The 16,542-nt window shown below is 53.9% G+C and carries 14 protein-coding genes; 9 read left to right on the plus strand and 5 right to left on the minus strand.

The features are described 5' to 3' along the window. The first annotated feature begins 8 nt into the window (after positions 1–8). The 6 genes from WD071_RS01620 (at position 9) to WD071_RS01645 (ending at position 6,363) form a co-directional block, all read left to right on the plus strand. Entirely contained in the window at positions 9–2,051 is a 2,043-nt protein-coding gene (locus WD071_RS01620) for a bifunctional (p)ppGpp synthetase/guanosine-3',5'-bis(diphosphate) 3'-pyrophosphohydrolase (protein ID WP_368046541.1), read from the plus strand. Continuing rightward, the gene (gene mazG, locus WD071_RS01625; protein WP_368046542.1) at positions 2,048–2,896 is read left to right on the plus strand and encodes a nucleoside triphosphate pyrophosphohydrolase; all 849 of its coding nucleotides are present in this window, start codon (positions 2,048–2,050) and stop codon (positions 2,894–2,896) included. Before WD071_RS01620 ends, mazG begins: the two co-directional genes overlap by 4 nt. 49 nt (positions 2,897–2,945) lie before the next feature. Continuing rightward, positions 2,946–3,596, plus strand: coding sequence for an adenylate kinase (adk, locus tag WD071_RS01630; RefSeq protein WP_368046543.1), 651 nt, complete (start codon positions 2,946–2,948; stop codon positions 3,594–3,596). Between the two features lie 163 nt (positions 3,597–3,759). After that, positions 3,760–4,659: a hypothetical protein gene (locus tag WD071_RS01635; protein WP_368046544.1), complete on the plus strand. Its 900-nt coding sequence runs from the start codon at positions 3,760–3,762 to the stop codon at positions 4,657–4,659. Between the two features lie 151 nt (positions 4,660–4,810). Beyond that, positions 4,811–5,539, plus strand: coding sequence for a tRNA (adenosine(37)-N6)-threonylcarbamoyltransferase complex dimerization subunit type 1 TsaB (tsaB, locus tag WD071_RS01640; protein ID WP_368046545.1), 729 nt, complete (start codon positions 4,811–4,813; stop codon positions 5,537–5,539). Further along, positions 5,539–6,363 carry a class I SAM-dependent methyltransferase gene (locus WD071_RS01645; RefSeq protein WP_368046546.1) on the plus strand — a complete coding sequence of 275 codons (825 nt, stop codon included), beginning with the start codon at positions 5,539–5,541 and terminating at the stop codon, positions 6,361–6,363. Before tsaB ends, WD071_RS01645 begins: the two co-directional genes overlap by 1 nt. Here the strand turns inward: WD071_RS01645 and dapE are convergent. From dapE to map, 5 genes are all read right to left on the minus strand, one after another. Continuing rightward, positions 6,356–7,525, minus strand: coding sequence for a succinyl-diaminopimelate desuccinylase (dapE, locus tag WD071_RS01650; protein WP_368046547.1), 1,170 nt, complete (start codon positions 7,523–7,525; stop codon positions 6,356–6,358). The genes WD071_RS01645 and dapE overlap by 8 nt on opposite strands. A 48-nt stretch (positions 7,526–7,573) precedes the next feature. After that, entirely contained in the window at positions 7,574–8,614 is a 1,041-nt protein-coding gene (dapD, locus tag WD071_RS01655; protein WP_368046548.1) for a 2,3,4,5-tetrahydropyridine-2,6-dicarboxylate N-succinyltransferase, read from the minus strand. An 84-nt stretch (positions 8,615–8,698) separates the two neighbouring features. Continuing rightward, the gene (locus tag WD071_RS01660) at positions 8,699–9,043 is read right to left on the minus strand and encodes a Spx/MgsR family RNA polymerase-binding regulatory protein (protein WP_368046549.1); all 345 of its coding nucleotides are present in this window, start codon (positions 9,041–9,043) and stop codon (positions 8,699–8,701) included. Positions 9,044–9,047: 4 nt separating this feature from the next. Continuing rightward, positions 9,048–11,759 (minus strand): [protein-PII] uridylyltransferase, encoded by a 2,712-nt coding sequence (locus WD071_RS01665; protein WP_368046550.1) that lies wholly within the window; start codon positions 11,757–11,759, stop codon positions 9,048–9,050. Positions 11,760–11,830: 71 nt separating this feature from the next. Further along, positions 11,831–12,604, minus strand: coding sequence for a type I methionyl aminopeptidase (gene map / locus WD071_RS01670; RefSeq protein WP_368046551.1), 774 nt, complete (start codon positions 12,602–12,604; stop codon positions 11,831–11,833). Positions 12,605–12,825: 221 nt separating this feature from the next. Here map and WD071_RS01675 point away from each other — a divergent pair, with 221 nt between their 5' ends. The 3 genes from WD071_RS01675 (at position 12,826) to WD071_RS01685 (ending at position 16,538) form a co-directional block, all read left to right on the plus strand. Next, positions 12,826–14,049: an acetyl-CoA carboxylase biotin carboxylase subunit family protein gene (locus tag WD071_RS01675; RefSeq protein ID WP_368046552.1), complete on the plus strand. Its 1,224-nt coding sequence runs from the start codon at positions 12,826–12,828 to the stop codon at positions 14,047–14,049. Continuing rightward, the gene (locus WD071_RS01680; protein WP_368046553.1) at positions 14,042–16,018 is read left to right on the plus strand and encodes a hypothetical protein; all 1,977 of its coding nucleotides are present in this window, start codon (positions 14,042–14,044) and stop codon (positions 16,016–16,018) included. Before WD071_RS01675 ends, WD071_RS01680 begins: the two co-directional genes overlap by 8 nt. Positions 16,019–16,109: 91 nt before the next feature. Further along, entirely contained in the window at positions 16,110–16,538 is a 429-nt protein-coding gene (locus WD071_RS01685) for a VanZ family protein (RefSeq protein ID WP_368046554.1), read from the plus strand. Positions 16,539–16,542 lie beyond the last annotated feature (4 nt).

Raw genomic sequence — 16,542 nt, forward strand, 5'->3', positions numbered from 1 at the left:
GACAGCCTATGGTCCAGGTACGCGAAGAATACTCCTTTAACTCCGACGGCAGCGTCAACTTCGAACAATGGCTGGCGCGTCTGGAGAGTTACGTCAGCCTGTCCAGGCATGAAGACATTCGCCGTGCCTGTGATTTGAGCTGGGAAGTGGAAAGTCAGACCATCGCCGCCAGAAATGCCTGGTCACCGGGAGTCAGCGCTTATCGCACGGGACTGGAAATGGCCGAGATCCTTGCGCAGCTGCACCTGGACAGTGAAGCGATTATCGTGGCACTGCTCTATCGACCGGTTCGTGAGTCCCGGTTACCGTTGGAGCAGGTGCGCGAGGTATTCGGAACAAACATCGCAACCTTGCTTGAGGGCGTGCTGCGCATGGCGGCGATCAACGAGACCGACACCAGCAAAACCCGTGTACTGGGTCAAAGCCAGGATCAGATGGAGAATGTGCGCAAAATGTTGTTGGCCATGGTCGATGACGTTCGGGTAGCGTTGATCAAACTGGCGGAGCGAACCTGTGCCATTCGCTCCGTCAAAACCGCCAGCAATGAAAAGCGGCAGCGGGTAGCGCGGGAAGTGTTTGACATCTACGCGCCGCTGGCGCACAGGCTGGGCATTGGTCAACTCAAGTGGGAGTTGGAGGATCTGTCTTTTCGTCACCTCCAGTCGGACAACTATAAACGCATAGCCGGCCTGATCGACGAACGTCGGGTAGACCGTGAGCGCTTCATTACGGAAGTTACTGAAGAGTTGCGTCGGCAGTTCAATCGCGCCGGTATTGATGCCGAGATTAACGGTCGCGCCAAAAGCATCTACAGTATCTGGCGTAAAATGCAGCGCAAGCAGCTGGACTTCTCGCAAATTTTTGATATCCGCGCAGTTCGCGTTCTGGTGCCTGAGGTTCGTGACTGTTACGCCGCGCTGGGTATCGTGCATAACCTTTGGCGCGTCATTCCCAATGAATTCGATGATTATATTGCCAACCCGAAAGAAAACGGCTACCAATCGCTGCATACCGCAGTCATTGGACCTGAGAACAAGGTGTTCGAAATTCAGATTCGTACTTTCGCGATGGACGATGATGCCGAGCTGGGGGTTTGCGCTCATTGGCGCTATAAAGAAGGCATCGATGACCCCGACTACCGTGATGGATTCGATGAAAAAATCGAATGGCTCAGACAGGTTTTGGCCTGGCATGATGAAATGGGCATGGTTGGCGGCCTGGCAGAACAATTGCGCAGTGATGCCAGTGCAGACAATCGAATCTATGTATTCACGCCCGAAGGGCATGTGGTTGATCTGATGGCCGGCGCCACACCGCTGGATTTTGCCTACTACGTTCATACTCAGGTAGGCCATCATTGCTCTGGTGCGCGCGTCAATGACAGGATTGTGCCGCTGAACTATCAGCTGAAAACCGGTGATCGGGTGGAAATCCTGTCCAGTGAGCTGAACGAACCAAGCCGCGACTGGCTCAAGCCACATCTGGCGTATGTTAATACGCCTCGCGCTCGCGCCAAACTGGTGCAATGGTTTAAAACCCAGGATCGCGAGCAAAACATCATTTATGGCAAACAATGGCTGGAGACGGAACTGAGCCGACTGGCAATCCGGAACCTGCCTTTTGACGAAGTATCACGGCGCCTCGGTTGCCGCAATGCAGAGGGCCTGTTTGTCTCGATTGGCACCGGCGCGCTCAAGGTACATGAGGTCATTGATACGGCACAGCAGCTGTCTCTGTTGACCAGGAAGCGTGACCTGTTTGCCGACGAGACGCCCGAGCTACCGATAGGCCCGGACAGCCCGGTAAATGTCCACGTTCTGGTCACAGCACGCGACCGCGCCGGACTGTTGCGGGACGTGACAACAATTCTGGCCAACGAGGCGATATACGTGCTGGCGGTCAACACGCGTAGCGACAAGCGCGCGGCAACCGCCTCAATTCAGCTGGAAATAGAAATCTCATCATTCCACAGCCTGTCCCGGGCACTGGATCGTCTGAACGACCTGGACAGCGTAATTGAAGCACGACGCCTGGAGGATGAAGACCTGTGACTGACCATGACAGCAATAGCGGCAAACACGCAGATTCAGTGACGCAACTTGTCAAATTGATGGCCTGCCTGCGCGATCCTGTGCATGGCTGTGCCTGGGATCGCAAACAAACACTGCCTTCCCTTACCCGGCACACGCTGGAGGAGGTTTATGAGGTAATCGACGCGGTAGAGCAGGGTAGCCCGGATAAAATCTGTGATGAGCTGGGTGATCTGCTGTTTCAGGTCGTTTTTTATGCACGTATTGCAGAAGAATCCGGGCAATTTGATCTGAGCGCAGTGGCAGATGCAATTGTCAAAAAACTCCTGCACCGTCATCCGCATATTTTCCCGGATGGCAATCTGGCGAGCTTCGGACAACCTTCCTTGCTCTCTCCCGAGGAAGTAGAGCGTAATTGGGAGAAAATAAAGAATGCTGAACGCGAAGCAGCTGCGCCTAGTGGTGAATCCGTCAGTGTGCTTGATGACGTCGCAAGTGCCATGCCCGCTATCGAGCGAGCCGGTAAACTACAAAAAAGGGCAGCATCGGTTGGGTTCGACTGGCCGCAAATCAGCCAGGTTCTGGTTTGTTTGCAGGATGAAATAGCGGAGCTGCAAGAAGCCATCGCAACGGCTGACACGCAGGAACAGATACATGAATTGGGTGATGTGCTGTTTACTTGTGTTAATCTCGCCCGTCATTTAAAAACAGATCCGGAATCAGCTCTGCGCCAGGCCAATCAACGTTTTGAGAACCGGTTCCGGAAAATCGAGGAGAATGCGCGCCAGGCGGGCAGCAGTGTCGCGGACAGCGACGCTGCTACCCTGGAGCAGTACTGGCGGGCCGCAAAAGAATCTGAAAATTGAAAATCACTACCCACACCTTATCAATATGAGTCTGGAAACTGGAGTAACTATGCGAATTATCTTATTGGGTGCGCCCGGCGCTGGCAAAGGCACGCAGGCACAGTTCATCACATCGGAGCTTGGCATCCCTCAGATTTCCACGGGAGACATGTTGCGTGCTGCGGTCAAAGCCGGCACGCCGCTTGGCAAAAAAGTCGAAGACGTCATGAACAGTGGCGGCCTGGTAACTGATGAAATCATCATTGCCTTGGTCAAGGAGCGTATTGAAGAACCCGATTGCGCCAATGGTTTCCTGTTCGATGGCTTTCCGCGAACCATCCCGCAGGCGCAGGCAATGGTCGATGCAGGCATCAGTATCGACCGGGTTATCGAGATTCGCGTTGCGGATGAAGAAATAGTTTCGCGCCTGAGCGGAAGACGCGTTCATCCGGGTTCAGGTCGTGTCTATCACATTGAGCACCAGCCTCCTGCGCAGGCCGGCATTGACGATGTAAGCGGTGAAGCACTTGTTCAGCGTGACGATGACAAAGAAGTAACCGTACGCAAAAGACTTGCTGTTTATCACGAGCAGACACAGCCGCTGGTGCAGTTCTACAAAAATCTGGAGGAAGAAGGCGCGGGTGTAAAACTGGTCAGTATCGACGGTCAGGCTGATGTGCAGAAAATCAGAAACAGACTTGCTGAAGTACTAAACAGCTAACTGGATTTTTTTACCGGACGATTCCAGTAAAAAAATAGTTAAAATTAATTGCATATTGCTGTATAGCAATATTTTTTTGTGTTATCGTGCGGCTCAAACGTGGCCCAATTTCGCGTTGAAAGTCGAAGGTGGTTTTTTTCCACAGTCTTGGAGAGATAAAAGTATGGCCAAAGTTAAAGCGAAAAAGAAGACGTCTGCCACATCAGCGGTCAAAAAGATTAAAGACGCTGGCCTGGCAAAAGCTCAAGCATCTCTGGCAAAAATAGAGAAAGATGTAGCGGCAAACAAGAAGAAGCTTGAGGCGGCTGAAGCAAAAGCGAAAGCGGCTGCTGCCAAAGCGTCCAAGAATGCCACTGCTACCAGCAAAAAAGCCAAGGCAAGTGCCCAGGCTGCTGCCAAGAAAGCGGGTGCCAACCTGACCGCCGTCAACGCTAAACTGAGAACGGCCCAGGCCCAGGCCAAAGCAGCTGCAGCTGCTGCACGTGCCAAAGCTGCAGCTGAAGCCAAAAAACAAGCTGAAGAGAAGCGTAAAGCTGATCTGGCTGCCAAGGCAGATGCTGATCTGAAAAAAGCTGTTCAGGCATTTTCAACCCAGTGGATGAAAAAGCGCAAGAAAGCGGATGCCGCTAAAGAAGCTGCCCGAATCAAGAAGCAGAAAGCCAAGGAACGCGCTGCCGCCAAAAAAGCTGCAGCTAAAGCCCAGGCCGCTGCCAAGAAGGCTGCCATCAAGGCCAGAGCTGCGGCAAAAGCCAAGGCTGCCCGTGAACGCACTGCTGCCCGCAAAGCTGCAGCTAAAGCCCGCGCTGCGGCGAAAGCAAAAGCTGCACGCGAGCGCGCTGCCGCCAAACGTGCTGCCGCAAAAGCCAAGGCAGCAGCATCCAGGTCAAAGGCTAAAGCCAAGCCCGCTGCCAAAAAAGCTGCTGTAAAAAAGACAGCTGCAAAGAAAGCACCGGCTGCCAAAAAGACCGCGCCTAAAAAGGCTGCTGCTAAAAAGGCACCTGCCAGAAAAGCCGCTGCCAAAAAAGCACCGGCCAAGCGCAAGAAGACAGCTGCCAAAGCCTGATCTGCATCTGAAAAGCGTGCCGATCACCTGATCGGCACGCTTTTTTGTTCTGTGTGACTTGTCGATTGCCCATCGTGGCGGTGCCTGTGCATATGTCAAACCTCTGCCTCTGCCTCTGCCATCTTTCTCCCTGCCATTCCGCATTACGCTTATGACTGCCTTACTTGCCATAGATACGGCGGCTGACATTTGTTCCGTTGCTGTTCATCATGGACGCCGGAAACTGCAACTGAAGAGCCCGGCGTCACGCAGACATGCGGCTGAAGTGTTGCCAATGGTGCAGTCCCTGCTGGATGAGTCCGGGCTGACACTCGCGGAACTGGGCGCAATTGTTATGGTCAGCGGCCCAGGGTCCTTCACCGGCTTGAGAATAGGCACGGCGGTAGCTCAGGGATTGTCTTTTGGCGCCAACATTCCCATTATCCGGATTTCGTCATTGGCGATGCAGGCCCGCACTGCGTTGCGCAGTAGTACTCAACAATCAACAGCTGCAAACATGTATTTTGTCTGTCTGCACGCCCGTGAAGACGAATTTTATTTCGCCTGCTATCTTGATGACGGGTTGTCATCCCCCCGGATATTGCTGGAGGACCAGGTGTGTGATGCGGCAACCGTTCTTCGCAGTCTGGCAGCCGCAAAGTATGGTGAACGTGTCGGAAACGCTGAATGTTACCGTGCCGGCAGCGGTTGGCTGCATCCTTTGCTGCAGCAGGTGGAGGAGAGCGATAGTTTCCCGGTGCCGCTGATAGCTCAACTGGACAGTGATGCCAACATACTGTGTGAGCTGGGCGGACACGCATTTTTGGAGGGCCGGACCGAACCGGTTGACGGCGCCTTGCCCGTTTATCTGAAAGAAGATCTAGCGTACCGGAAGTCATAGTGAACGAATTGGCCGTCCAGTGGGATCGGGGGGATGACAGGGGCGAGCAACTGGCTGAGCGCTTGCAACTACCGCTGGTAAGCGCGCCAGAACGGCATCCCGGGTTATTGCTATCGTATGAGCAACACCGATTGACCCTGAGCCTTCCGTCCGATCGCGGTGCTGGCTCTGTCTGCGTAGATTTTACCGATGCCAGACTCCTGTTCAGGCTCGCTCAGCCTTTGTCGCGGGAAGCCGCGGTCAAGGCTGTCGGCGGCTGCGTTTCGCCTCAGACCGGGGCCACAGCGGCAAACAGGGTGATCGATGCAACGGCGGGGCTGGGACTGGATGGATTGATACTGGCAGCAGCCGGTTGGCAGGTCGATCTGATCGAACAGTCCCCAGTGATACACGCTTTGCTGGAAGATGGTTTGTCGCGCGCACGGCAGGCAGTGGCGCTCCGGGATCAACCATCACAAAATGTCAGGCAAATGTCATCGGGGCTGACGGGAATTCTTGAGCGACTGCATCTGTGTGACCCTGGTGACAGCGCCGTGGTCATGCCAACCCTGGCGCCGGCCAGGGTCATTTATCTGGACCCCATGTTCCCCGACAGGGACAAAGCCGCGCGCGTCAAGAAAAACCGTTATCTGCTACAGCAACTTCACGGTGCCGAAAGTATTGGCAGCGGCCTGTTGCCGCTGGCACTGACTCTGGCGTCCAAAGTTGTTGTCAAACGACCGAGACTTGCGGAATGTCTGGACGGAATCAAGCCTGCCTCCAGTCTGAATGGTAAAACCAGTCGCTTTGATATTTACGTTGGTGCCGCCAGGGAACTCAATTGAGTAGCAGGCGCCGCAGAATACCTTCGTACATCAAGGACAGTTGATCCAGGTCGCTCAGACGAACATGTTCATCGATTTTGTGGATGCTGGCATTGCAGGGTCCAAGTTCCACAACCTCAGCGCCCGTAGGTGCAATAAACCGGCCGTCTGAAGTGCCGCCGGACGTTGATGGCTGCGTTTCCACACCGTTTACCTCGCGCACACTGTCTTTGACGGCTTCAATCAGGCGATCATTGCCGGTCAGGAATGGCAAACCCGACAATTTCCATTCGAGGCTGTAGTCAACCTCATGCGCATTCAGAATAGCTTCTGCACGTTCGCGGATATCGGCTTCGCTTAGCTCGGTTGAAAAACGGAAATTGAAAGTGGCTGACAACACGCCGGGTATGACATTGTCTGCACCGGTACCCGATTTTATATTGGAAATTTGGAATGTTGTCGGCGGAAACGCAGCATTGCCGTTATCCCAGGTTTCCCGCGTCAGGGCCGCAAGCGGCAACATGGCGTCATGGATAGGGTTTTTTGCCAGATGAGGATAGGCAACATGCCCTTGTACGCCATGCACAGTCAACAAACCGTGCAACGAACCCCGGCGGCCAATCTTTACCACGTCCCCAAGTATTTCGGTGCTGCTGGGTTCACCGACGATGCACCAGGTGATTTTTTCTCCCCTGGCTTCCAGCGTTTCAATGACTTTTCGGGTGCCATCAACGGCGGCACCTTCCTCGTCGCCGGTTATCAGAAATGCAATTGATCCCCTGGGCTGTGACCCTGTGGATTCGCAATGCGCAGCAAAGCGCTCGCAAGCGGTAACCATGGCAGCCAGACTGCCTTTCATATCAGCGGCGCCACGAGCGTATAACAAACCATCCCTGAGAACAGGATCGAAAGGCGGGGACTGCCAGCTTTCTTCCGGACCCGTGGGTACCACATCGGTATGACCGGCAAAACAGATGACTGGACCTGCATCTCCAGATCGGGCCCAGAAATTGTTGACCTCGCCAAAACGCATGACTTCATTTTTGAAACCGATGGCCTCCAGCCTGTCCATCATCAGCTTATTGCAGCCCATGTCGTCAGGGGTGACGGAAGGAATTTTCAACAGCTGGATAGCCAGCCGGGCAGTGGGGGTCAAGGTCTGGCTTGCCGGATTCTGACTCATTCGTTCATGCTCTGTGTCTGTCGTTGACGTGCGTTATTGAAGTGCTGCTCAATTGTTTGAGTGCAGCTCCTCATTAAGTGCGATTCTGGTTTTGTTGCTTTTGCATTCCACAGCGCCGGTCTGGGAGTTGCGTCTGAACAGAAGATCATTCCTGCCCGATAATTCTTTTGCCTTGAGCAGCTCAACAAGCTTGTTTTCGTTATCAAGCAGACTGACCTTGGTGCCGCCTGTCACATACAGACCAGCTTCAACGATACAACGGTCACCCAAGGCTATGCCTATGCCGGCATTGGCCCCGATAAGGCAATCGCGACCCACTGCGATAATAGCCGTACCGCCGCCTGACAGAGTACCCATGGTAGAGCAGCCACCGCCCAGATCGCTGCCCTCACCAATCATGACACCTGCCGATATACGACCTTCGATCATCGCAGTACCTTCGGTGCCGGCATTGAAATTGATGAATCCCTCATGCATTACCGTTGTGCCTTCCCCGACATACGCACCCAGCCGGACCCGGGCGGTATCAGCGATTCGCACGCCCGCCGGAACAACATAATTGGTCATCTTGGGGAATTTGTCGACTGACATGACATCAATCAATTCACCCCTGGCACGCGCCTGCAACTGCCGGGCGGGCAGGTCTTCCAGTGTAATGGCACCCTGATTGGTCCAGGCGATATTGCGCAATACACCAAAAGCGCCTTGCAGATTCAGCCCGTGCGGTTTGGCCAGCCGGTGCGACAGCAGTTGCAACTTCAGGTAAACCTCAGCAATGCTTGTCGGTGATGTATCGTCAGCGATAAACGTGGCAACGATGCTCTGATTACTGTCGGCAACTGTATCAAGGACATCAGCGAGTTTGCTGTCCGCGGTTATATGCGGATCGCTTTGCAAGGCGCCAAGCTGCGCTCTGGTTAGCGTGATGCATTGATTGCCGCTGGTATACCCGCAGGCACGGACAATGGCAAGCAGGGCGTCTGTGGCAGGGTCTATCGCCAGATAAGGGTAGTATACTTCGATGATTTCCTGCCGGACATCGGTTGTCGCGACCCCCAGTCCGAAGCTGTGCAATTGCGGTGCGCTCATGGGTAAAAAATTCTCCTTGGTATGTACTGTTGCTCGAGCAGGCCAGACACATTCGACATCCGGCGACTGCAAATCAGGGTTTCATCACGATGCCAGCGTCAACAACTGGTCATATCCAATCAGCCAGTCGCGGGAGCCGGTGAAGGCGATAGGGCGTTTGATCAGCGCCGGATAACTCATGATCAACTGGGGCGCCAGAGCCGGATCGGTCAGTTTCTGTTGCAGCTCCGGTACCAGTTTGCGCCAGGTTGTTCCACGCTTGTTGATCAGGTCTTCAATGCCAAATACGGATACCAGTGTCTCTGCCAGGTCGAGATCCAGACCCTGTTTGCGATAGTCGTGCAGTACCCACTCGATATCCTGTGAATCGAGCCATTTCCCTGCTTTACGCATGGTGTCGCAATTACTGATGCCATATAAAGTAATCATGTTTTTATGTCGCCAGTTCCAGTGACAAGGCCTGTCGCAGGCGTTCTATCTGTTCCGGGTCGGTAATGGGCTTGTCATTGACGTCGGCGATGAAAAACAGGTCCTCCACGCGCTCACCCAGCGTGGCAATGCGGGCATTCAGCAATTGAATGTCCTGCTCTGCGAATACCTTGCCGATCGCTGCCAGAATACCGGGTTTGTCAATACAGTTAAGCTCCAGCGTAGACCATGGCAGCCCATCCTGATTGATAACATCAATTTCCACCTGCTGACCGAAATACTGCAACTTGCGCGAGGCACGCTTTTTGGCAACACTCAGATGCGCCGATGGCTCAGCGAGATACTGCCGCAGTATTTTTTTGATTTCCTCGATTCGGCGCGGGTTATCACCGATGGAGGTGCCATCACCCTCAAGCACAGAATACGTGTTCATGCAGTAGTTTTTGCTTGAGGTAAAAATTCGCGCATCCTGAATGTTAAGCCCAAGTTGTTCCATGGCCGCCGCACTGCTGGCAAAAAGATGATTGCGGTTGATGGTATAGATGAAAATATGTGTGGCACCTTCAGCCAGGGTGTCAGTTGTGTCCTGTACCAGCACCAGTGTATCTTCACCGTTTTTGGAGGCTTTGTGTCGGGCAATGGATTCGGAATGCCAGGCAATATTGGCAGCGGATTCGCGCACAAAATATTCGTCGTCAGTATTGTCCCAGATCGCCAGCACATCAGCGTCCCTGATACCTCTGAGGCGTAGCTTTTCGAGGGCGCTTTCCTGCTTGTCTTTAATGCGATCAGCGCGATCTATCGGGTTCTCAAGCCCGCGGCGCAAGGCCTTTTTAGTACTCAGGTACAGTTGTCGCAGCAGTGAGGCTCGCCAGGCGTTCCATAGCGTCGGGTTTGTGGCATTGATATCCGCAACCGTCAGAGCATACAGGTAGTCCAGATGCAATTTGTCGCCGACCTGCAGCGCAAAATCGTGTATCACTTCCGGGTCGGAAATGTCTTTGCGTTGCGCGGTCATGGACATCAACAGATGTTTGCCTATCAGCCAGGACACCAGTTTGGCATCCCATGCGCTCAAATGATGGCGCTGGCAAAACAGCGTTGCATCCTCCATACCCAGCGTCGAGTGATCACCGCCCCGGCCCTTGGCGATGTCATGGTACAGACCGGCAATGTACAGCAGCTCAATTTTGGGCAGTTTATTGACAATATGTGCGGCAATCGGAAAGTTTTCTTCGGCTTCCGGCAGACGAAAGCGGCGCATATTTTCGACGACCTGAAGTGTATGCGCATCAACGGTATAGATATGGAAGAGATCATGTTGCATCTTACCGGTGATGGCGCCAAATTCCGGCAGATACCGGCCCAGTACGCCGTAACGCGCCATGCGCCGCAATTGTGATGTCAGGTCGTGCGGGGATCGCAACAGCTCCATGAATAAGGAGGTATTGCGGATGTCATGCCGGAACTTGTCGTCAATCAATACCCTGTTTTCACGAATCAGCCTGATGGTGGAAGCGCGCACACCCTTGATTTCAGGGTTTTGAGCCATCAACACAAAAATCTCCATCATGGCAAAGGGGAATCGTTTGAATACCTCGCCACTACGCACTTCAATGTAGCTGTTACGGACCTGAAAGCGATTGTTGATTTCCGTTACTTCGGCTTTCTCGCCGGCCCGCAGAATGGCTTCGTCAAACAGCTGTAAAAGCATATCGTTCATTTCGCGCAACGTTGCGACGGCACGATAATACTCCTGCATTAACTTTTCTATTGCCAGACTCTTTTTATCATCTGCGTAGCCAAACATCGTCGCCAGTTCGCGTTGTTTATCGAATAAAAGACGATCCTCCTTGCGACCGGCAAGCAGGTGCAGACCATAACGCAGCTTCCATAAAAGCTTTTCACCCTTGATAAGTTGTTCATATTCCGAAGGCAGCAGGAATCCCAGTTTTACCAGGTCGTCAAGGTTATTGGCGTCGTAATGTCGCTTCGCAATCCAGCCTATGGTCTGGATATCGCGAAGACCACCGGGTGAGGTTTTGACATTGGGTTCAAGGGCATAGTCAATATCATAGTATTTATTGTGCCGCGCGATTTGCTCGTCGCGCTTGGCGGTAAAAAAGTCGCGCGCTGGCCACACTTCATCAGCCTGGGTAACTTCAATCATCTCCTGGCGCAGGCAATCCGGATCATTGTCAGGCCCGACAATGGTGCGTGACTCCATCAGACTTGTGGTCACCGTGATGTCTTTGACGGCCTCGTCGCGACATTGTGCAATCGTGCGCACACTTTGTCCGATCTCCAGATTTATGTCCCACAGAAAGGCGAAAAAGCCGCTGAGTGCATTGCGGTTTGCCGCTGCCTGGTCATCACGCATCAAGAACAGCAAATCGATATCCGAGTGCGGGTGCAACTCGCCGCGTCCATAACCACCGACCGCAAGCAGGCTCAGGTCATTGGCATTGACCCAGTCAAATTGGCGCCAAGCGCGCTTCAATATCTGGTCCATGAACCAGGCACGGCCCAGCACAAGACTTCGGATATCGGCCCCGGCCCTGTAACGTGCATCCAGTTCATCGCGGGCATGCATCAGTGCGTCCTTGAAAACCTGCACCGCAGGTTCACCGGACTGCAGTCTCTGCTCGACCGCATCGGCATCGAACAGTTGCTGGTCCGCAGACGAACCAGCATCGACCATCTGGGTTTCACTCATCAATCACTACCTCGGAAATTTGGCTGATGTCCTGCTTCTGTGTGGCTGCTTTAGACCCGGTATGGCGATCGTCAGAAGGGCTCTTCGGGGCGTCGGGTCAACACCTCCACACCGGTCGCCGTCACTGCCAACGTATGCTCCCACTGTGCTGACAGCCGGCGATCACGTGTGGTCACGGTCCATCCGTCAGCTTTGGACAATTTTGTGTGGCGCTCGCCCAGATTGATCATGGGTTCAATGGTAAAGGCCATGCCCTCTTCCAATTTTATGCCGGTACCGGGCTTGCCGTAATGCAGTACCTGAGGATCTTCATGAAACACGCGGCCGATACCGTGGCCGCAATACTCCCGGACCACCGAGTAGTTGTTGGCTTCTGCGTGCGTCTGGATAATATGGCCGATATCACCGAGCTGAACGCCCGGTCGCACGATCTCAATTGCCTTGTAAAGACACTCCTGCGTGACTTTGACCAGGCGTTTGGCATGGGATGCAGCGTCGCCAACAAAGAACATTTTGCTGGTATCGCCATGATATCCGTCTTTTATGACCGTGATGTCGATATTGAGAATGTCACCATTTTTCAATATTTTGGCGTCACTGGGAATACCGTGGCAGACAACCTGGTTCAGGGAGGTGCAGATCGATTTCGGGAAGCCGTTGTAGTTAAGCGGGGCAGGGATGGCCTGCTGCACGTTGACAATGTAATCGTGACAGATACGGTCCAGCTCGCCGGTGCTGACACCGGGTGTGACGTGCGACCCGATCATTTCCAGCACTTCCGCTGCCAGGCGACCGGCGATGCGCATTTTTTCGATTTCGTCCGAGGTTTTTATGCTGACAGGCATTGCGCTCTCTCTAAAATGTACAATCAGACCGGGTATTGTAAGAGCTAAGCTGTGCCAGAGCAAACCAGCTGCACTGGCACACGGGTGGCCGGTTTCAGCGAGCAAACAGGCCATCGCTCAGGCCATCGCTCAGACCATCGCTGCCAAGCGCCGTGAAGTTCTGCGTTAAAAATGTTAGTATATATCAACTCCAGTATAGGTATTCCCAACAGGAGTGATAAATGAAGAAAGATACAAGCAAAGGTTATGTCGCATTATTGGGTTGGAGCCTGGCCGCCGTTGAGGCTGCAGAGGGCTTTGACCGGCGCTATGTTGTGGTCGCGCCTGACTGGGCTCAGGAGTATTGTGACAAGCATGATATTCCTTACATCCCATGGAATTTTGAGCGCCTGAATGATCGCTCAATGGAGATAGCACAACTGCTGCAGGACAAGGGTGTGGATGTTGCGATCCCGTTATTTGAAGAAACGGTTGAATGGGCCGGTGCTATCAATGCGGTGCTGATGGACAATCCCCGCCTGTTTGGTCAGTCCATCCTGTTCCGTGATAAGTCACTGATGAAGCGTAGGGCCCAGCTGGGTGGCATTCGTGTCGGCATCTTCGAGGAGGCTCACGAAAAAGAAGACGTTGTCCGCTTTCTCAAGCGCGTCAACCAGACCCTGCTCAAGCTCGATGGTGACCCCAATGACCCGATTCACCTCAAGGCTTTCGACAAAGCTGGTTGCCTGGGGCACAGAGTGGTCAGAACACCGGACGATGTCTACTCCATCCCCGACGAAGAGTTTCCCATCCTGATGGAAAGCCACCTCGATGGCTGGGAGTTTGCGGTCGAGGCGTGGGTCCACAACGGCAAGATCAGATTTCTGAACATTTCAGAATACGTGACTCTTGGGTATTCCGTATTTGTGCCGGCAACACCGGATCTGGAAAAGTACCGGCCACAGATTATTGAGCAGGTGGAAAAACTGATCAAGACCTTCGATATTCAGTTTGGTTTTGTTCATCCGGAATATTTTGTCACCAGTGACAATGAGATGTACTTCGGCGAAGTAGCGTACCGGCCGCCGGGTTTCAAGGTTTTTGAGTTGCTGGAGCGGGTATATGGCTTTAATGCTTATCAGGCACTGATTTTGTCCTTTGATCCAAAAACAACGGATGAAGAAATCACCGCGTACTTCCCGAAAGCAGTTGAAGATGCCAAATGTCACGCCGGTTGTTTTGGCGTGTACCCCCGTCGCCGGGTGGTCAGCCGCATGGAGCTGCCTGAGGAAACGGAAAACCACCCTTACTTTGAATCGCATGAACTGACGCAACCGCTGGAAGAAACTGTGACAAAACGTACTGCTTTCGGCACCCACTGGGGACTCCTCTACTTTACCGGGGATGATCCATACAAGATGCGTGATCTGCTGAAACAACAGGAAGAACTGGATTTTTATGTCTGAAACGCAACTGGCAGATCTGCTGCCACGCATGGATGAAGCGTTGCAAGTCATGGCGGAAACGCCTGATCTTAGCAAATCCCTGAAAATACGCCGCGTTCTCGATACCGCACGGCGTGTTCTCATGCTACCCGGGGGCTGCGAAGCACTTGAACAGCGCGCTCAACAGGTAGACGCAAGCGGGGTATTTCTGGGCACAGACTGGGCTGACCCGCATATACTGGTAGCGTCGCTGACAAGTTATGCGTTCCAGACCCGTGACCCTGACGTACTGGTGCTTGAAGCCTTGAGTGAGCTACGGCTGCTGGCCGTAGCACGTGGCGACTATGCCCATGCGTCGATCTCTTCGGTACAGGCGCATCATTTCCTGACTCAGGTGCTCGCCCTGAATCTTGAGCTGATGTTTCAGGGTATCGATGAAGCCCGGCGCACGGCGCAGGGGCGGGCGGCGGTGATTCCCGACTTTCTGCTTCGTCACCTGGCCGAACGCATCGGTTACGAGCACATCATCGACAGTCTAATTGAGGAAATCTGGCGGGTGTTGAAACAACGTCCCATTCAGGTTGACACCGTCAAGCAGATGATCACACAGATCGCAGTCTGTCAGCTTAACCCGGAGATAGAGTTTCGCAGCAGCGGGCAGGGTGCCGACCGGTTGGTCAGCGCCCTGTTTGGCCCCACCGAAGCGAGCCGTGAGGATCCCGGCCTGCCGGTGTATCTGGAACGTCTTGAACATATGGACCAGGGTGCACTGCAGTCTGAAGCAACCGGCATGTCGCGGGCGATGCATGACACGGGCCTGGTATCTGCCTACCACGTTGTGTTGTTGAGGCACCTGTGCGCGGAGGAGGGCTTCGCCCACCTGGTGCACGATGCCATGGGTTTATCCAGCACCGGTCGTGAATGTCTTCTATGTTATCGGCCACTGGTGATGGAGCTGATTGACCAGGCTATCCACCCGGAGACAGCTCAGGCTCTGTATGGTCTGACCCTGATGCTCGAGCGTGGCATTTTGTATCAGTCGCCGGTGGCGCCGGCTTTATGGCGACAGTTGTCCCTGATTCTGAACCCTGCTGCCCAGCAGCGACTGAAACTGGCCTATGGGGACGCGCAACCACCGCGCGTTCGCCTGCTGGAAGGGGTGCTGTGTATGCTGGGTCTGCCTCTGGGCGTGGGGCAAGGCAACAACCCTACCTGCCAGTCTGCCCGTGCCCTGTCGATGTGGGCTTACAATGATCCGGATTATCTGCTGCAGATGGTAGTCTGGGCAGCCCGTGATGATGAAATCATGATGCATTTTGAAGGCCAGCCCATTTCTTCCAGTGACAGCCAGGCCGGCCTGGCCTCGGGTCTGGTGCTGGATCTTGATCCGGTGTCGTTGTTGGTGGTACCCCACCTTGACCGGATTTATGCTGAAATGGGTCGGCGCTGCGTGGGGCGTGACGAAGACCCGCACCGTTGGATCAATCCGGAGTTTCATGGCTGGTGGACCGGTCGCGGGTTTCGTATAGCCGTTGATGTAGCCACCGGATTTTTGCAGCACTTTGACGAGTTTCTGCGTTATTTCTACGCATCGTATCATCCCTACTTTAATGACAACCAGCCAGTCATTCATCCGCAACCGGCCGGAATTGCTATCACCGATACCGCCGGGCGCTTTATTGGCTGGCATGCGATAACCATTCAGCGCGTAGGGCTGGACCCCGATCAAATCATGCGCGTGTATTTTTACAACCCGAACAACGATAGCGGGCAGGATTGGGGACACGGCGTTGTGGTCAGCACCGCTGGCAGTGGCGAAAGGTTTGGCGAGGCTTCACTGCCCTTCGAACAATTCGCCTCACGCCTGTATATCTTCCACTATGATCCGCTGGAGCCAGGCAATCCGACTGCGGTAGAGCAAAAGCTGCTTGACGAAATCACTGTGATGGTTCATGAAAGCTGGGCGTCGGCGAGAATTCCGGAATCCTGACCGTTCCTGGTGTATGATAGCCACCTGCTAAACAGCAGTAGCTGATTGCTGTCAGGGAACGGTCGTGCATATGCGGAACACAGGAAATGGCATGTCAAAAGCACAAAGCATTGCGTGGCTCATGCTTGTGCTGACGACATGTGTCTTGTTGCTTCCCGGGTCAGCGATAGCTGCTATCGCGGCCCTGCTTGAGCCCGCATTCGACTCGCTTCGGGCCTGGAAAAGCACTTGGTGGCCATGGCCAGTGTCTGACCCGGGCAGCAGCGGTCTTGCGCTTGACAAGGTTTCTCATTTTTTTCTGTTTGCTCTGTGTGGCGCGCTTTTCTTCCGGGCCTGGCAGTTTAATCTTGGATTGGTCAGGATTCTTGCAATATTGCTCGCGTTCGGTGTCGCGACTGAAATAGCACAGTATTTCATACCGGGCCGCAGCATGAGTGTGGGCGATATGATTGCCGATGCCGTTGGACTTGCCACCGGTATTTTTATTTATGCCAACATCCGGCGAATAAAAGCCGCCTGATTCA

The sequence above is a fragment of the Pseudohongiella sp. genome, assembly GCF_040877505.1.
GTDB lineage: Bacteria > Pseudomonadota > Gammaproteobacteria > Pseudomonadales > Pseudohongiellaceae > Pseudohongiella.

Bases quoted from the DNA above. Each gene is read 5' to 3' on its own strand.
- WD071_RS01620 (WP_368046541.1), top strand. From the start codon at position 9: ATGGTCCAGGTACGCGAAGAATACTCCTTTAACTCCGACGGCAGCGTC.
- adk (WP_368046543.1), top strand. From the start codon at position 2,946: ATGCGAATTATCTTATTGGGTGCGCCCGGCGCTGGCAAAGGCACGCAG.
- WD071_RS01635 (WP_368046544.1), top strand. From the start codon at position 3,760: ATGGCCAAAGTTAAAGCGAAAAAGAAGACGTCTGCCACATCAGCGGTC.
- tsaB (WP_368046545.1), top strand. From the start codon at position 4,811: ATGACTGCCTTACTTGCCATAGATACGGCGGCTGACATTTGTTCCGTT.
- dapE (WP_368046547.1), bottom strand. From the start codon at position 7,525: ATGAGTCAGAATCCGGCAAGCCAGACCTTGACCCCCACTGCCCGGCTG.
- dapD (WP_368046548.1), bottom strand. From the start codon at position 8,614: ATGAGCGCACCGCAATTGCACAGCTTCGGACTGGGGGTCGCGACAACC.
- WD071_RS01660 (WP_368046549.1), bottom strand. From the start codon at position 9,043: ATGATTACTTTATATGGCATCAGTAATTGCGACACCATGCGTAAAGCA.
- WD071_RS01665 (WP_368046550.1), bottom strand. From the start codon at position 11,759: ATGAGTGAAACCCAGATGGTCGATGCTGGTTCGTCTGCGGACCAGCAA.
- map (WP_368046551.1), bottom strand. From the start codon at position 12,604: ATGCCTGTCAGCATAAAAACCTCGGACGAAATCGAAAAAATGCGCATC.
- WD071_RS01675 (WP_368046552.1), top strand. From the start codon at position 12,826: ATGAAGAAAGATACAAGCAAAGGTTATGTCGCATTATTGGGTTGGAGC.
- WD071_RS01680 (WP_368046553.1), top strand. From the start codon at position 14,042: ATGTCTGAAACGCAACTGGCAGATCTGCTGCCACGCATGGATGAAGCG.
- WD071_RS01685 (WP_368046554.1), top strand. From the start codon at position 16,110: ATGTCAAAAGCACAAAGCATTGCGTGGCTCATGCTTGTGCTGACGACA.